12 protein-coding genes are annotated in these 13,538 nt (G+C 64.4%); 7 read left to right on the top strand and 5 right to left on the bottom strand.

The window, feature by feature from the left end:
• The first annotated feature begins 59 nt into the window (after positions 1-59).
• Positions 60-833 (top strand): glycosyltransferase family 2 protein, encoded by a 774-nt coding sequence (locus FQ664_RS23465; protein ID WP_144175226.1) that lies wholly within the window; start codon positions 60-62, stop codon positions 831-833.
• A gap of 37 nt (positions 834-870) precedes the next feature.
• Positions 871-1,962, top strand: a complete 1,092-nt coding sequence (locus FQ664_RS23460) for a glycosyltransferase (RefSeq protein ID WP_144175224.1) — start codon at positions 871-873, stop codon at positions 1,960-1,962.
• Between the two features lie 3 nt (positions 1,963-1,965).
• Here the strand turns inward: FQ664_RS23460 and FQ664_RS23455 are convergent, their stop codons facing one another.
• The gene (locus tag FQ664_RS23455) at positions 1,966-2,571 is read right to left on the bottom strand and encodes a serine/threonine-protein kinase (protein ID WP_144175223.1); all 606 of its coding nucleotides are present in this window, start codon (positions 2,569-2,571) and stop codon (positions 1,966-1,968) included.
• A gap of 101 nt (positions 2,572-2,672) precedes the next feature.
• Between FQ664_RS23455 and FQ664_RS23450 the strand changes: the two genes are divergently transcribed.
• From FQ664_RS23450 to hldE, 3 genes are all read left to right on the top strand, one after another.
• Positions 2,673-3,848: an O-antigen ligase family protein gene (locus FQ664_RS23450; protein WP_144175221.1), complete on the top strand. Its 1,176-nt coding sequence runs from the start codon at positions 2,673-2,675 to the stop codon at positions 3,846-3,848.
• Positions 3,849-3,863: 15 nt separating this feature from the next.
• Positions 3,864-5,672, top strand: a complete 1,809-nt coding sequence (gene msbA, locus FQ664_RS23445; protein WP_144175219.1) for a lipid A export permease/ATP-binding protein MsbA — start codon at positions 3,864-3,866, stop codon at positions 5,670-5,672.
• A gap of 130 nt (positions 5,673-5,802) precedes the next feature.
• Complete coding sequence (gene hldE / locus FQ664_RS23440; RefSeq protein WP_144175217.1) at positions 5,803-7,224, top strand: bifunctional D-glycero-beta-D-manno-heptose-7-phosphate kinase/D-glycero-beta-D-manno-heptose 1-phosphate adenylyltransferase HldE; 1,422 nt, start codon at positions 5,803-5,805, stop codon at positions 7,222-7,224.
• 182 nt (positions 7,225-7,406) lie between these two features.
• Here hldE and FQ664_RS23435 read toward each other — a convergent pair whose 3' ends face one another.
• The 4 genes from FQ664_RS23435 to FQ664_RS23420 form a co-directional block, all read right to left on the bottom strand.
• Positions 7,407-8,375 carry a metal ABC transporter ATPase gene (locus tag FQ664_RS23435; RefSeq protein ID WP_144175215.1) on the bottom strand — a complete coding sequence of 323 codons (969 nt, stop codon included), beginning with the start codon at positions 8,373-8,375 and terminating at the stop codon, positions 7,407-7,409.
• 52 nt (positions 8,376-8,427) lie between these two features.
• Entirely contained in the window at positions 8,428-9,240 is an 813-nt protein-coding gene (locus FQ664_RS23430) for an aldo/keto reductase (RefSeq protein ID WP_144175213.1), read from the bottom strand.
• On the bottom strand, positions 9,237-10,412 hold the full coding sequence (locus tag FQ664_RS23425; RefSeq protein ID WP_144175211.1) for an NAD(P)/FAD-dependent oxidoreductase: 1,176 nt from the start codon (positions 10,410-10,412) through the stop codon (positions 9,237-9,239). The genes FQ664_RS23430 and FQ664_RS23425 overlap by 4 nt, the downstream gene beginning before the upstream one ends.
• A gap of 403 nt (positions 10,413-10,815) precedes the next feature.
• On the bottom strand, positions 10,816-11,148 hold the full coding sequence (locus FQ664_RS23420) for a DMT family transporter (RefSeq protein WP_008095055.1): 333 nt from the start codon (positions 11,146-11,148) through the stop codon (positions 10,816-10,818).
• A gap of 86 nt (positions 11,149-11,234) precedes the next feature.
• On the opposite strand from FQ664_RS23420, the gene FQ664_RS23415 reads away from it, so the two are divergent.
• Together FQ664_RS23415 and waaA are read left to right on the top strand one after the other, a co-directional pair.
• Entirely contained in the window at positions 11,235-12,125 is an 891-nt protein-coding gene (locus FQ664_RS23415) for a LysR family transcriptional regulator (RefSeq protein WP_085621807.1), read from the top strand.
• Between the two features lie 11 nt (positions 12,126-12,136).
• Positions 12,137-13,408, top strand: coding sequence for a lipid IV(A) 3-deoxy-D-manno-octulosonic acid transferase (gene waaA, locus FQ664_RS23410; RefSeq protein WP_144175209.1), 1,272 nt, complete (start codon positions 12,137-12,139; stop codon positions 13,406-13,408).
• Positions 13,409-13,538 lie beyond the last annotated feature (130 nt).

Below are 13,538 nucleotides of genomic sequence, written 5' to 3'. Positions count from 1 at the left end.
ACTTTCGCGCCTACGGAACGGGTGCTGAAAGTCGATAGTCGCAATGCGGAGGGAATCCGGTGCGCTTTTCAAATGAGAGTGACGTCACGCTTGTCGTGACCAGTTGTGGGCGGTTCGATCTGCTCAAAGATACCCTTGAGAGTTTCGATCGCTACAATACCGCGCCCATTCGCGAAGTGTTCATCACCGAAGATTCCGGTGACGATGCCGTGCATGCCGCGGTGCCTGAGCATTGGAAGCCGCACTGCAAGGTGTTCGTCAACCGGCCCAAGCTGGGCCAGCTGCCGTCTATCGACCTGGCCTACAGCCACGTCAAGACACCCTACATCTTTCACTGCGAGGACGACTGGCACTTCTATCGCCAGGGCTTCGTCGAAGACTCCCTGGCCATCCTGGAGGTCAGCCCCGACCTGTTGCAGGTCTGGCTGCGCAGCCATGCCCATGACCTGGTCATTCACAGCCCGTACATCCACCTGGGCGATCGCCAGGTGATCGCCGGCGTGCCTTGCTACCCGCTGCTGTCCGACAAGGCCGAGTGGCAGGCGTTTTCGCTCAACCCCGGGCTGCGTCGTTTGAGTGATTACCAGCGTTGCGCGCCATTTGCCGCCTATGCTGGGGAGAAGGCACTTTCCCGACGCTACGCCGAGTTAAATCTGACAGCGGTCACCTTGGAGGGTGATGCAGTATTGCATACTGGATTTGGTAATCACGTGACCTTGCCCATCGAAGTGGAGCGCAAGACCAAACGTCGTAAACGTGATCGGATTAAGTTGGCATTGACGCTGGTGGCGGGTGTCGTGATTGGCATGGGAATCACCATTTTTGTTCAATGAAGTCGCTGCCCCACCTGGCATGAGCGGGAGAGGGCCCATGAACATCGTCAATGTGATGTGGGCGGGTGGAACGCCGTACATGTCCATCCACAAGGTGCATCGGCAGGTGCTGTCGCACGCGGGGGCCGATGCCCGGATCAGTAACTGGCTGCTACTGGGTAGCGGGCTCTGCTGTGGGCTTGGTTCCACCCGGGAGTGGCATATGCCGTCACGGGCGCTGAAAGGGCGGCACTTCTGGCGCCTGTTGCGCCCATGGTTGCGCATGCGCTTGCGCAAGGCGCTGAACGAAGCCCAGGCTGAAGTCGTGTTGCTCGACGGTGTCGGTGTGGCGCGGCTGGTGTTGCCGCTGTTGGAGCAGGTTCCGCAGGTACGTGCCAAGGTGCTGTTTCACGGCACGACGCGTCTGAGTGCCAGTGATGTTCGCCTGCTGCGCATGTTCCCGGCCGAGCGGCTGAGCATTGCCGCGGTTTCGCAGACACTTGCCGCGTCAATCGAACAGGACCTGGGCAGGCCGGTGCAGACCTTGCGCATGGCCCTTGACCCGCGGGCTTTCGCCGAGCCGTTGCTAAGCCGGGAGGAGGCCAGGCAGGCCCTGCAGTTGCCACAGGTAACCGGGGTGACGCTGGGCGCGGTCGGGCGGCTGGTGGAGAGCAAAGGTTTCGAGATGCTGATCGAGGCATTCGCCAAAGCCAGTGCGCGCCAACCGGGCCTGCAATTGGCAATCATCGGCGAAGGCCCCCTGCGTACGGTGCTGCAGGCCCGTATCGACGCGCTGGGCCTGGCCGGGCGTGTTCACCTGAGCGGTCACCGCGACGACCTGCAGCAGCTGTACCGGGCATTCGACTGGCTATTGGTGCCTTCGCGCTCCGAAGGCCTGGGGCTGGTGGTGCAGGAGGCGGTCATGGCCGATGTGCCGGTGGTGTGCAGCGATCTGCAGGTGTTCCGTGAGCAGTTGCAGGACACTGGTGGCTACCTGCCTGTTGCCAATGAAAATGCCTGGGCCGAGGCGATGGAGCGTTGCACGGCGCTCAGTGCCCCGGCGGTAGCTGCCCGGCAGCGTAAGGCGTTGGCCCCGGAGCAGGCCTGGCAGGCATTCTGCAACGGCTCGCAAAGCCTGCTGCGCAGCTGACCCTCAGCGTGCCAGCAGGGCTGCCTCGAAGGCGGCAAGGGGAAACCGGTCGCCCAGGCTCTCCCGCTCGATATAGCGCACCATATGCTGCACATTGCGCCGAATCATGCGCGCCGACAGTGGCGGGCGCAGGAAGCGCATGTCGGCCACGTCGATCAGCCCCAAGCGCTGGTCGGGAGTAACCACCACATTGCCCAGGTGCAACGAGCGGAAGTACACGCCGCTGCGGTGCAGTTGTCGGATCAGCTCGATCAGGCGCGGCAGGTAGGTATCCCAGCTGAAACCTTCATCGCGCGACATCTGCAGCAAGGTGCGCCCTGGCAGCGGGCGGTACAGCACGGCAGTGCGACCTGGCAGGTCGAGCTTGTGCTGGCTGATCACTTCCAGGGTGGGGATGCCCAGTTGGGCAAGGCGCGCGGCATTGTCGACGAAGCGCTGCGAGTACGGGCGCAGCAGTGCAGATGAAATCAGCCGCTTCCTACGAAAAACCTTGAGGAAATTACCATCCGCGAGCAGGTAGACTTTGGCGCCATGGCTATCTGCCTCAAGCACCTGTGCGCCTTGTGTCAGCTGATCGAAGTCGACCTGGGGGAGCCGGGAGCATTGCATGAATAGAGCCTTGTCGTCGGGCGAACAGAATGACCGGCAATAATGCCGAAAATAATGTTGTAGCACCATTGGATGGTGTCTTTGATTCATCGGGGGAAAGGATGTTGTATGAAAAAAACTGGGCGCGAGCCTGGTTGGGGTTTGGTCTGGTCTGGTTCCTGGCAGCGATTGCCCTGGCACCGAGCAACAAGGTCTATCAGCAAGGCCTGGTGCTGTTCCTGTGGCTGCCGACGCTGGTACTGGCGTGGTCCGCAAGGCAAGTAATCGTGCAGGCCTGGCGGCGTCAGCCGGCCTTGTGGGGGAGTGTGTCGTTGCTGCTGGCGTGGAGCGGGCTCAGCCTGGTCTGGTCGGCCGCAGAGGACCCGGGGCGCGAGGCCAAGCGCCTGCTCTACATCCTGGTTTTCCTGCTGGCGTTCCCGCTGCTGGCCCAGCTTGGCCTGGCCCGCATTCGTCAGCTGCTGCTGGCCGGCAGCGCCTTGCTGGCCGTTGCCGCGCTGGTCTCGGTCATTCATTTCTACGGCGTGCTGGGCATGCCTTTGCTGGCCCGCCTGGAGGGCATCGGCGAGATATCGCACCCGATCCTGGGCGCCTATGTCATCGGTTCGGCCGTGCTCTTCCTGCTTTACGAGCCGCCGCGGCAACGTGGCCTGCAGTTGTTGTGGCTGGCAGCACTGGTGTGCCTGGGGCTGTTTGCCATGCTCAGCCAGAGCCGTGGGGCGGTCCTGGCCCTGGTGCTCACCGTGATCATGGCGCCGCTGTGGTTCCGTGACCGCCACAGCCGGGTGTTTGCCATGCTGGCGGCCATTGCCACCGGCCTGGCCTTCTATCTCGTGTACGACCTGATCGCCCAGCGCGGCTCGTCCTACCGGCCGGAAATCTTCCATGCCGTGGTCGACATGATCGCCGCGCGTCCGTGGACCGGGCTTGGCCTGGGGGCTGCCTATGACGTGAGTGCAGTGGGCAAGCACTTCGACCATACCCACAACATGTTCACCCACATCGCAGTGGAGATGGGCCTGCCCGGTATGCTGCTGTGGGTCATGGTGTGGCTGTACACCCTGGGTGAAATCATCCGCGCCCGCGGTACGCTGTTCGGCAAGATTCTGCTCGGCTTCTGGGTCTACTCGACCCTGGCCATGCAGTTCGATGCCGCCAGCCTCACCGGTACGCCACGTGCCGAATGGTTCATCAGTTGGCTGCCCGTGGGCCTGGCGATGTTGCTGCCATGGGTGCGTGCCGAAAATGACGCCTGTGGTAAAATTTCCGGTTCAACCTGAACAGCGAGCTTGATAATGGCCGAAACACCGCGACCGGCGGAGCACACCTCCAGCCTGAAGATCTACTTCCGGCTGCTGGGCTATGTGAAACCCTATGTCGGCATTTTCCTGCTGAGCATCATCGGTTTCGTGATCTTTGCCTCGACCCAGCCGATGCTGGCCGGGATTCTCAAGTATTTCGTCGATGGGCTGAGCAACCCCGAAGCGGTGTTGTTCCCCAACGTCCCCTACCTGCGCGACCTGCAACTGCTGCAGGCGGTGCCGCTGCTGATCATCCTGATCGCCGCATGGCAGGGCCTGGGCTCGTTCCTCGGCAACTACTTCCTGGCCAAGGTTTCCCTGTGCCTGGTGCACGACCTGCGTGTGGAACTGTTCAACAAGCTGCTGGTGCTGCCTAACCGCTACTTCGACAACCACAACTCCGGGCACCTGATTTCGCGCATCACCTTCAACGTGACCATGGTCACCGGTGCCGCCACCGATGCGATCAAGGTGGTGATCCGCGAAGGCCTGACCGTGGTGTTCCTGTTCGGCTACCTGCTGTGGATGAACTGGCACCTGACCCTGGTAATGGTCGCCATCCTGCCGGTGATCGCGGTGATGGTCAGCGTCGCCAGCAAGAAATTCCGCAAGCAGAGCAAGAAGATCCAGGTGGCCATGGGCGACGTCACCCACGTCGCCTCGGAAACCATCCAGGGCTACCGCGTGGTGCGCAGCTTCGGCGGCGAGGCCTATGAGGAGCAGCGTTTCAGCAAGGCCAGCCAGAGCAACACCGACAAGCAGCTGCACATGACCAAGACCGGCTCGCTGTACACGCCGATGCTGCAACTGGTGATCTACACCGCCATGGCCGCGCTGATGTTCCTGGTGCTGTTCCTGCGCGGTGACTCCACTGCCGGTGATCTGGTGGCCTATATCACTGCCGCCGGCCTGTTGCCCAAGCCGATTCGTCAGCTTTCGGAAGTCAGCTCGACCATCCAGAAGGGCCTGGCCGGTGCCGAGAGCATCTTCGAGCAACTGGACGAAGCCCCTGAAGTGGACCGCGGCACCGTCGAGAAGGAGCGGGTGGAAGGGCGCCTGGAAGTGCGCAACCTGAGCTTCACCTATCCGGGTACCGAGCGTGAGGTGCTGAGCGACATCAGCTTCGTCGCCGAGCCGGGGCAGATGATTGCCCTGGTCGGTCGCTCCGGCAGCGGCAAGTCGACTCTGGCGGCGCTGATTCCGCGCTTCTATCACCACGATCAGGGGCAGATCCTGCTCGATGGCGTGGAGATCGAGAGCTATCGCCTGCGCAACCTGCGTCGCCATGTTTCGCAGGTGACTCAGCACGTCACCTTGTTCAACGACACCGTGGCCAACAACATCGCCTATGGCGACCTGGCCGGCGCCCCGCGCGCCGACATCGAAGCCGCTGCGGCCGATGCTTACGCCAAGGAATTCGTCGACCGGCTACCGAAAGGCTTTGATACCGAAGTGGGTGAGAACGGCGTGCTGCTTTCCGGCGGCCAGCGCCAGCGCCTGGCCATCGCCCGGGCGCTGTTGAAGAACGCGCCGCTGCTGATCCTCGATGAAGCCACCTCGGCGCTGGATACCGAGTCCGAGCGGCATATCCAGGCTGCCCTGGACCATGTGATGCAAGGCCGTACCACGCTGGTGATCGCCCACCGCCTGTCGACCATCGAGAAAGCCGACCAGATCCTGGTCATGGACCAGGGCCGCCTGGTCGAGCGCGGTACCCATGCCGAGCTGCTCGCGGCCAATGGCCATTATGCCCGCCTGCATGCCATGGGCCTGGATGAACCGGCCAAGGCCGATATCACCTGAACCCTCGTTGATCGGGGCCATCGCGGCCCCGATTGTCACGGGAATTTTCCTGGGGTGATCTGGCCATAAAGCGGTCGTCTACCCTGTGCTAATATCCTGCCCCTGTTCATTATTTCCATATGGGTTGCCCATGAAGTTGTCCATGCCGCGTTTCGATCAAGCCCCGGTACTGGTGGTCGGCGATGTCATGCTCGACCGCTACTGGCATGGCGGTACTTCGCGTATCTCGCCTGAAGCGCCAGTCCCGGTGGTCAAGGTCGATCAGATCGAGGATCGCCCCGGCGGCGCGGCCAACGTTGCCTTGAACATCGCCGCCCTGGGTGCACCGGCTTCGCTGATTGGCGTCACCGGCCAGGACGAGGCCGCCGACAGCCTGGCCAACAGCCTGCAGGCTGCAGGCGTGCGCTCGGTGTTCCAGCGCATCGCGCACCAGCCGACCATCGTCAAGCTGCGGGTCATGAGCCGTCACCAGCAGTTGCTGCGCATCGATTTCGAGGAACCGTTCGCCACCGACCCGCTGTCGCTGGGTGCCGAGGTCGACAGCCTGCTCGAAGGCGTCAAGGTGCTGGTCCTGTCCGACTACGGCAAGGGCGCACTGAAAAACCACCAGAGCCTGATCCAGGCGGCGCGGGCCAAGGGTATTCCGGTGTTGGCCGACCCCAAGGGCAAGGACTTTTCCATCTACCGCGGCGCCAGCCTGATCACCCCCAACCTCAGCGAGTTCGAGACCATCGTCGGCCGTTGCGCCGATGAGGCCGAGCTGGTCGCCAAGGGCCTGCAACTGCTGCAGGACCTGGACCTGGGCGCCTTGCTGGTGACCCGTGGCGAGCACGGCATGACCCTGCTGCGCAGCGGCCAGCCGGCACTGCACCTGCCGGCGCGGGCGCGTGAAGTGTTCGACGTGACCGGTGCCGGTGATACCGTCATTTCCACCCTCGCCGCGGCCATCGCTGCCGGCGAGGACCTGCCCCACGCGGTGGCCTTGGCCAACCTGGCGGCGGGCATCGTGGTCGGCAAGCTGGGTACGGCTGCGATCAGCGCCCCCGAGCTGCGCCGGGCGATCCAGCGTGAGGAAGGCTCCGAGCGCGGCGTGCTGGGCCTGGAGCAGCTGCTACTGGCCATCGATGACGCGCGGGCGCACAAAGAGAAGATCGTCTTCACCAACGGCTGCTTCGACATCCTGCATGCAGGGCATGTCACCTACCTGGAGCAGGCGCGGGCCCAGGGCGATCGGCTGATCGTCGCGGTCAACGACGATGCCTCGGTCAGCCGCCTGAAAGGGCCGGGCCGGCCGATCAATAGCGTCGACCGGCGCATGGCCGTGCTGGCCGGGCTGGGGGCGGTGGACTGGGTGATCAGCTTCCCCGAGGGCACGCCGGAGAACCTGCTGAGCCAGGTCAAGCCGGATGTGCTGGTCAAGGGTGGTGACTATGGCATCGACCAGGTGGTGGGTGCCGATATCGTCAAGGCCTATGGCGGTATCGTGAAGGTGCTGGGGCTGGTCGAGAACAGCTCGACCACGGCGATTGTCGAGAAGATTCGCAAGAACTGATCGAACCCCGGGGCCGCTTTGCGGCCCTTGTGGGTAGCTGTCTTGCTCAAGATTTGAAAGCGGGTGCAATCCTTTGTGGGAGCGGCTTTAGCCGCGAACACCGGCAACGCCGGTGCCATCCACCGCGTCGCCTGCTTCGCGGGTGAACCCGCTCCCACAGGTTCGGTACAAGCCCCAGCATCTTACTTGTGCAGTGAAGTACGCGCCCGCTCCAGCAGCGCTCGCGCCTTGTCGCCAAACCGTTGCAGGTGCGATGCCCGCACCGGCTTGCTCTCCACCAAGCCCTGCTGTTTCAGCCAATCCTTCCAGCGCACCCGCTCGTCCGTGACCACCCAGCCTTCCTGCCGGGCAAAACTCTCGGCCAGGTACAGCCCACGGGTGCTCGCCGGTACCAGCTCATCCTTTTTCAACGTATACAGCTCAGCCTGTGGCTGGCCGTCCTTCAACGGCATCAGGTACAGGTCCGGTTGTTTGCGGTTGAGTCGCGCCACCAGTTGGTCGCCCTCCAGCCGCTCATCAACGTGGAACAGGCTGAGCTTCTTGGCGTCCCGAGGTACCTGCAGGCGCATGTCATAGATCAGTTGCAATGAGGCGGTGGGCAAGTGCACATACGCCCGTGGCCGTTCCAGCAGCATCAGCTTGCCACAGTGCACCGGGCGCGCGGCACCGGACTCCGGGGCCAGCACGAAGTGCGGCGTTTCGCGGTAGTGCAGGGCGGCAGCGTAGGGCACCGGTAGCCAGGTGTCGTTGAAGCGCCCGCCCAGCCAGCCTTCCGGGGTTTCCAGCAGGCATTCCTCGGCCACTTCCTGCACGGCCGTGTGCAACGGCAGGTTCAGCTCCTGCGCCGGTACATAGCCGGAAATCAGTTTCAGCACCACATCGCCGCGGTCTTGCCGGCGTTGGCGCACCAGCACCCAGTAATCGCGGTTCTGCCAATGCAGGGTCAGCCGCACCGACACGCCCAGGTTGGCCAGTTCGACCACGAATCGCTGCACGTCGGGCAGCTGGATGGCCTTGCGCCGCTGTTGGGTCTGGGCAAAGTTCAGCGGCATGCCGATGCTCTGGTAGGTCAGCCCTTCGGCCGTGGCCTCGACATGCAGCGGCAGTGTCTTGAAGTTGCTCGGGTTCTTGCGGATCAGCGTTCGCGCCACGAGGCTCCTCCTTGCGTCGGGTCAGTCTCCAGGCCCTTGGGCCTGGGGCAACTCAATGCCGGCCCAGGATACGGGCGACGGTGGCCACGTTATGGGCCAGGTGCAACGGATTGATGGTGCCGACGATAGCACTGCTGACGCCCGGGTGGGCGAACAGCAGTTCGAAGCTGGCCTGCACCGGGTCAACGCCCGGGGCCAGGCAGATATGCCCGCTGGCCAGGGCCTTCTTCACCAGGATGGCCTTGCCGTGTTCGGCAGCGTAGTCCAGCACCGGGCGTTCTGCCTGTTCGTTGAGGTTGTAGGTGACCATGGCGCAGTCGCCTAGCTCCAGCGCCTTCAGGGCGCCGGCGACGGTCTTGCCGGACAGGCCGAAGCCGAGGATCTTGCCCTCCTGCTTGAGCTCGGCCAAGGTCTGGTAGACCTCCTGCTGCTCAAGGATCGCCAGGTCGTTGCCGTCGGAATGCACCAGCACCAGCTCGATGCGGTCGGTTTCCAGGCGCCGCAGGCTGCGCTCCACCGAGCGGCGGGTGTGGGCGGCGCTGAAATCGAAGTGCGATTGGCCGTTGTCGAATTCTTCGCCAACCTTGCTGACGATCACCCATTCATCGCGCTGGCCGCGCAACAGGGGGCCCAGGCGTTCTTCGCTGCGGCCGTAAGCCGGGGCGGTGTCGATCAGGTTGATGCCCAGCTCGCGGGCCTGGGCCAGCAGCAGGCGGGCTTCGTCATCGCCGGGGATGGTGAAGCCGGTGGGGTACTTCACGCCTTGGTCGCGGCCCAGCTTGACCGTGCCCAGGCCTAGCGGAGAAACCTTGAAACCGGTGCTGCCCAAGGGGCGATGGAAGTCGTGCAGGGTAGGCAGGCTCATGGCAGCAGTTGCTCCCAGGCCGGCACGCCCAGCGGTGGGCGTGGCAGGTCGGCCAGGTCGGCCTGCGCCTGTGGGCGGATGCCGTCGCGCTCCAGGTGGCTGATGACCCGGTCGCTGAAGTCCGGTGCCAGGGCCAGCTTGGTCGGCCAGCCGACCAGCAGGCGTTGCTGGTCGGCGAGGAAGGCGTTGTCCGGGCGTACCAGGCCTGATTGCGCCGGTTCCGCACGGTTGACCCGCAGGGTGGCCCAGCGCACCTGGCTCTGGTCGACCCATGGCAGCAGGCTGGCGATTTCTTTCTGTGCTGCGGCGATTTGCGCAGCCGGCTCGCGGGCCACGCCATCGGCTTCGGCCAGGTCGCCGCCCAGATACCAGACCCACTGGCCGTCGGCGGCCGGGTGGGTGGTAACCGTCACTCGTGGCTTTGGCCCGCCACCCAGGCAATGGGCATAAAGCGGTTTCAGGTTGGCACCCTTGGCCATGACCATGTGCAATGGGCGTGTCTGCATGGCCGGCTGGTTCAGGCCCAGGGCATGCAGCAGGTCTTCGGTGCCGGCTCCGGCGCTGAGTACGATGCGCTGGGCGCGGATGTTGCGCTCGTCCACGCGCAGGCCGACCAGCTCGTCGCCCTCACGCAGCGGCTCGATGCGCTCGCCGGCGAGCAGGCTGTCACCCGCCAGCTCGGCCAGATTGGCCAGCAGGCTGGGCACGTCCACGACCAGCTCGGCCAGGCGATAGACCTTGCCCTTGAAGGCACGGTCCTGCAGCGCGGGTGGCAGTTGCGCGCCCTTCACCTGGTCGACCCGGCCGCGCACGGCCTTGCTGGCGAAGAAGCTGGTGAGGTTGCCGGCCAGGGTGCCTGGCGACCACAGGTAGTGGGCGTCGGACAGCAGGCGGGTGCTGGTCAGGTCCAGTTCGCCGCTGCCACTTAGCGCTTCGCGCCAGCGGCGCGGCATGTCGGCGATGGCTTCCGAGGCGCCGGTAAGGGCGCCGTGCAGGGCGTACTTGGTGCCGCCATGGATGATGCCCTGCGACTTGATGGTCTGCTCGCCGCCAAGGCTGGCGCGTTCCACCAGTACTGTCGAATAGCCCAGGCGGCGCAGGCGGGCATTGAGCCAGAGGCCTGCGACCCCGGCGCCGACGATCAGCACGTCAGTGGAAATGGCGGATGGCATGGCGGTACCTCGAAGACTGGGACAGCTGGCAAGTATACAGGGTCGGGCACAAGGGGGTTGCTGCGCAGCCCATCGCGACACGAGATCTACCGTCTTGAGGTTTTCAATGCCTGCGAGATCGCGCGCCGCCCGCGCGGCGCATCGCGAGCTGCGCTCGCTCCTACGTTTGTTTCGGGCCAGTTACGCTTGTGACAGGCGCGCGCGACCGCCTTGTTCATACGACACGAGATCGTGCCGTAGACCAAAACGTCCGCGCGCAAATCCCACAGGACTCACTGGCCCGAAACAAACGTAGGAGCGAGCGCGGCTCGCGATGCGCCGCGCGGGCGGCGCTCGATTTCTGCCACACCACAAAAATCAGGGCAAACCCTGACACAACCCCCTTCCAGGCAAAAGGCAAACATCAATGCCCAGCCGTCTTCGAAAACAGCTGAATCACCACCACCCCACCCACAATCATGGCCATCCCCAGCATCGCCGGCACATCCAGCTTCTGCCCATAGATCACCAGCGCCGCCACACTGATCAGCACAATCCCCAGCCCCGACCAGATGGCATAGGCGATCCCCACCGGAATGCTGCGCACTACCAGGGTGAGCATCCAGAACGCGATGCCATAGCCAACCACCATCAGCAGCAACGGCAAGGGCGTGCTCAGGCCTTTCACCGCTTTCATGGACGCGGTGGCGATGACTTCGGCGCAGATGGCGATGGCGAGGTAGGTGTAGGCATTCATGGCGGGATCCTCCGGTAACTGGGGGGCATTCTAGACGTTACCTGAATGGGGTAAAGTCATTACCTATCACTATGGGAGATAGGTTGATGGCCGAGCAGTGGAACCTTGAACAGCTACGTACCTTCCTGCGCGTTGCAGAACTGCGCTCGTTCTCTGCCGTGGCCCGCGAGCAGCGCAAGGCCCAGTCGGCGATCAGCAGCGCGATCGCCCTGCTCGAAACCGACCTTGGGGTCACCTTGTTCGAGCGCAGCAGTGGCCGGCAACCCAAACTGACCGAGAACGGCAGCGCGCTGCTGGAGGATGCCCGCGAACTGTTGCGCCAGTGTGAGCGCCTGGATGGCCGTGCGTTGGCGCTGATGCGCGGGCAGGAGGCGTTGTTGCGGGTTGCCCAGGACGAAGCGATGCCCTATCAGCCGGTCATCGACAGCCTCGACGAGCTGGCCAGCCGCTACCCGTTCCTGGAGGTGCAGCTGGCCAGCGGCGCCCAGGGCGACGTGGCGCGCAAACTGGTGGAGCGGCGCGCCGACCTTGGCCTGTTCTTCCACCACGAGAGCATCCCTGCCTCGCTGGAGCGGCGCGCCCTGGGCAGTGTGGAAATGGTCACGGTGTGCGCGGTCGGCCACCCGCTCGCCGGCGAAGGCCGGGTCACCCGCCAGCAACTGGCGCGCCACCGGCAATTGCTGATCACCCCGCAGCAAAGCGGCTACCCTGGCGGCGAGGCGATCAGCCCGCAGGTGTGGCGCGCCGACAGCTTCTACGCCATGGCCGAACTGCTGATGCGCGGCCTGGGCTGGGCCTGGCTACCGCGCCACGTGGTGCAGTACCCGACCTACCAGGCGCACATGGTCGAACTGGACAGCGAGTGGCGGCCACCGGCCCTGGTGGTGGAACTGGCCTGGCGCCGCGACGAGCCACTGGGGCCGGCGGCGCAGTGGCTGGCCGAGCGCTTTGCGGTACACCTGCGCGCGATCGGGTAAACTCCGCGGCCATGAACAGAACACTCTATACCTTGCTGTTTCACCTGGGCCTGCCGCTGGTTGCGCTGCGCCTGTACCTGCGCGCGCGCAAGGCGCCGGCCTATGGCCAACGCATCGGCGAGCGCTTTGCCTTCAAGCTGCCGGCCATGCGCCAGGGCGGCATCTGGGTGCATGCGGTATCGGTGGGCGAGAGCATTGCAGCGGCACCGATGGTGCGTGCCTTGCTCAAGGCCTACCCGGAGTTGCCGATCACGCTTACCTGCATGACCCCGACCGGGTCCGAGCGTATTCGCGCCATGTTCGCCGACGAACCACGCGTGCAGCATTGCTACCTGCCCTACGACCTGCCTTGGGCGGCGGGGCGTTTTCTTGATCATGTGCAGCCGAAGCTGGGCATCATCATGGAAACCGAACTGTGGCCCAACCACATTCATCAGTGTGCGAAGCGCGACATTCCGGTAGCGCTGGCCAATGCCCGCTTGTCGGAGCGCTCGGCCCGTGGCTATGGGCGCTTGGCCAAGCTGACACGGCCGATGCTGGCCGAGATGAGCCTGATTGCCGTGCAGACCGAAACCGAGGCCCGACGCTTCCGTGACCTGGGGGCTCGCCCTGAGTGTGTACGGGTCACCGGTTCGATCAAGTTCGACCTGAAGATCGACGAGCAACTGCTACCGCGTGCCAAGGCACTGCGTGCGCAGTGGGGGGCTGAGCAGCGCCCGGTGTGGATCGCGGCCAGTACCCATGAAGGCGAGGATGCGCTGATCCTGCAGGCGCACCGGCAGTTGCTGCAGGTGCATGGTGATGCCTTGCTGGTCCTGGTGCCGCGCCACCCCGAGCGCTTCGCTGCAGTGCATGCGCTGTGCAGCGAACAGTTCATCACCGTGCGCCGCTCTGCCGGCACGCCGGTTGATACACAGACGCGGGTCTTGCTCGGCGATACCATGGGCGAGTTGCTGTTCCTCTATGCCCTGGCCGACATCGCCTTCGTTGGTGGCAGCCTGGTGGCGACCGGCGGGCATAACCCGCTGGAACCGGCGGCGCTGGCCTTGCCGGTGCTGATGGGGCCGCATGTGTTCAACTTCCTCGAAATCAGCGCGATGCTGCGCGAGGCGGGGGCGTTGCAACCGGTGGACGATGCCGACGGGCTGGCCGAGGCGGTGCGGCGGTTGGTCGAGTTGCCGCAGGATGCACAGCGCATGGGCGAAGCGGGCAGGGCGGTGATGCAGGCCAATCAAGGGGCGTTGCAGCGCTTGCTCGATGGCCTGGGTGCGCTTATCCGCTGAATTCCGTGTTGGGTTTTCTGGCCTCATCGCCGGCAAGCCAGCTCCCACAGGTACTGCACAAGGCTTAAGGCCAGTGGAGAACCTGTGGGAGCTGGCTTGCCGGCGATGAGGCCATCAAAAGCAACCCAGC

Source organism: Pseudomonas persica, from assembly GCF_900291015.1.
In the GTDB taxonomy this organism is placed as follows: domain Bacteria; phylum Pseudomonadota; class Gammaproteobacteria; order Pseudomonadales; family Pseudomonadaceae; genus Aquipseudomonas.
This window is presented reverse-complemented; position numbering and strand designations above follow the sequence as displayed.

Bases quoted from the DNA above. Each gene is read 5' to 3' on its own strand.
- FQ664_RS23460 (WP_144175224.1), top strand. From the start codon at position 871: ATGAACATCGTCAATGTGATGTGGGCGGGTGGAACGCCGTACATGTCC.
- hldE (WP_144175217.1), top strand. From the start codon at position 5,803: ATGAAGTTGTCCATGCCGCGTTTCGATCAAGCCCCGGTACTGGTGGTC.
- waaA (WP_144175209.1), top strand. From the start codon at position 12,137: ATGAACAGAACACTCTATACCTTGCTGTTTCACCTGGGCCTGCCGCTG.
- FQ664_RS23415 (WP_085621807.1), top strand. From the start codon at position 11,235: ATGGCCGAGCAGTGGAACCTTGAACAGCTACGTACCTTCCTGCGCGTT.
- FQ664_RS23420 (WP_008095055.1), bottom strand. From the start codon at position 11,148: ATGAATGCCTACACCTACCTCGCCATCGCCATCTGCGCCGAAGTCATC.
- FQ664_RS23430 (WP_144175213.1), bottom strand. From the start codon at position 9,240: ATGAGCCTGCCTACCCTGCACGACTTCCATCGCCCCTTGGGCAGCACC.
- msbA (WP_144175219.1), top strand. From the start codon at position 3,864: ATGGCCGAAACACCGCGACCGGCGGAGCACACCTCCAGCCTGAAGATC.
- FQ664_RS23455 (WP_144175223.1), bottom strand. From the start codon at position 2,571: ATGCAATGCTCCCGGCTCCCCCAGGTCGACTTCGATCAGCTGACACAA.
- FQ664_RS23450 (WP_144175221.1), top strand. From the start codon at position 2,673: ATGTTGTATGAAAAAAACTGGGCGCGAGCCTGGTTGGGGTTTGGTCTG.
- FQ664_RS23425 (WP_144175211.1), bottom strand. From the start codon at position 10,412: ATGCCATCCGCCATTTCCACTGACGTGCTGATCGTCGGCGCCGGGGTC.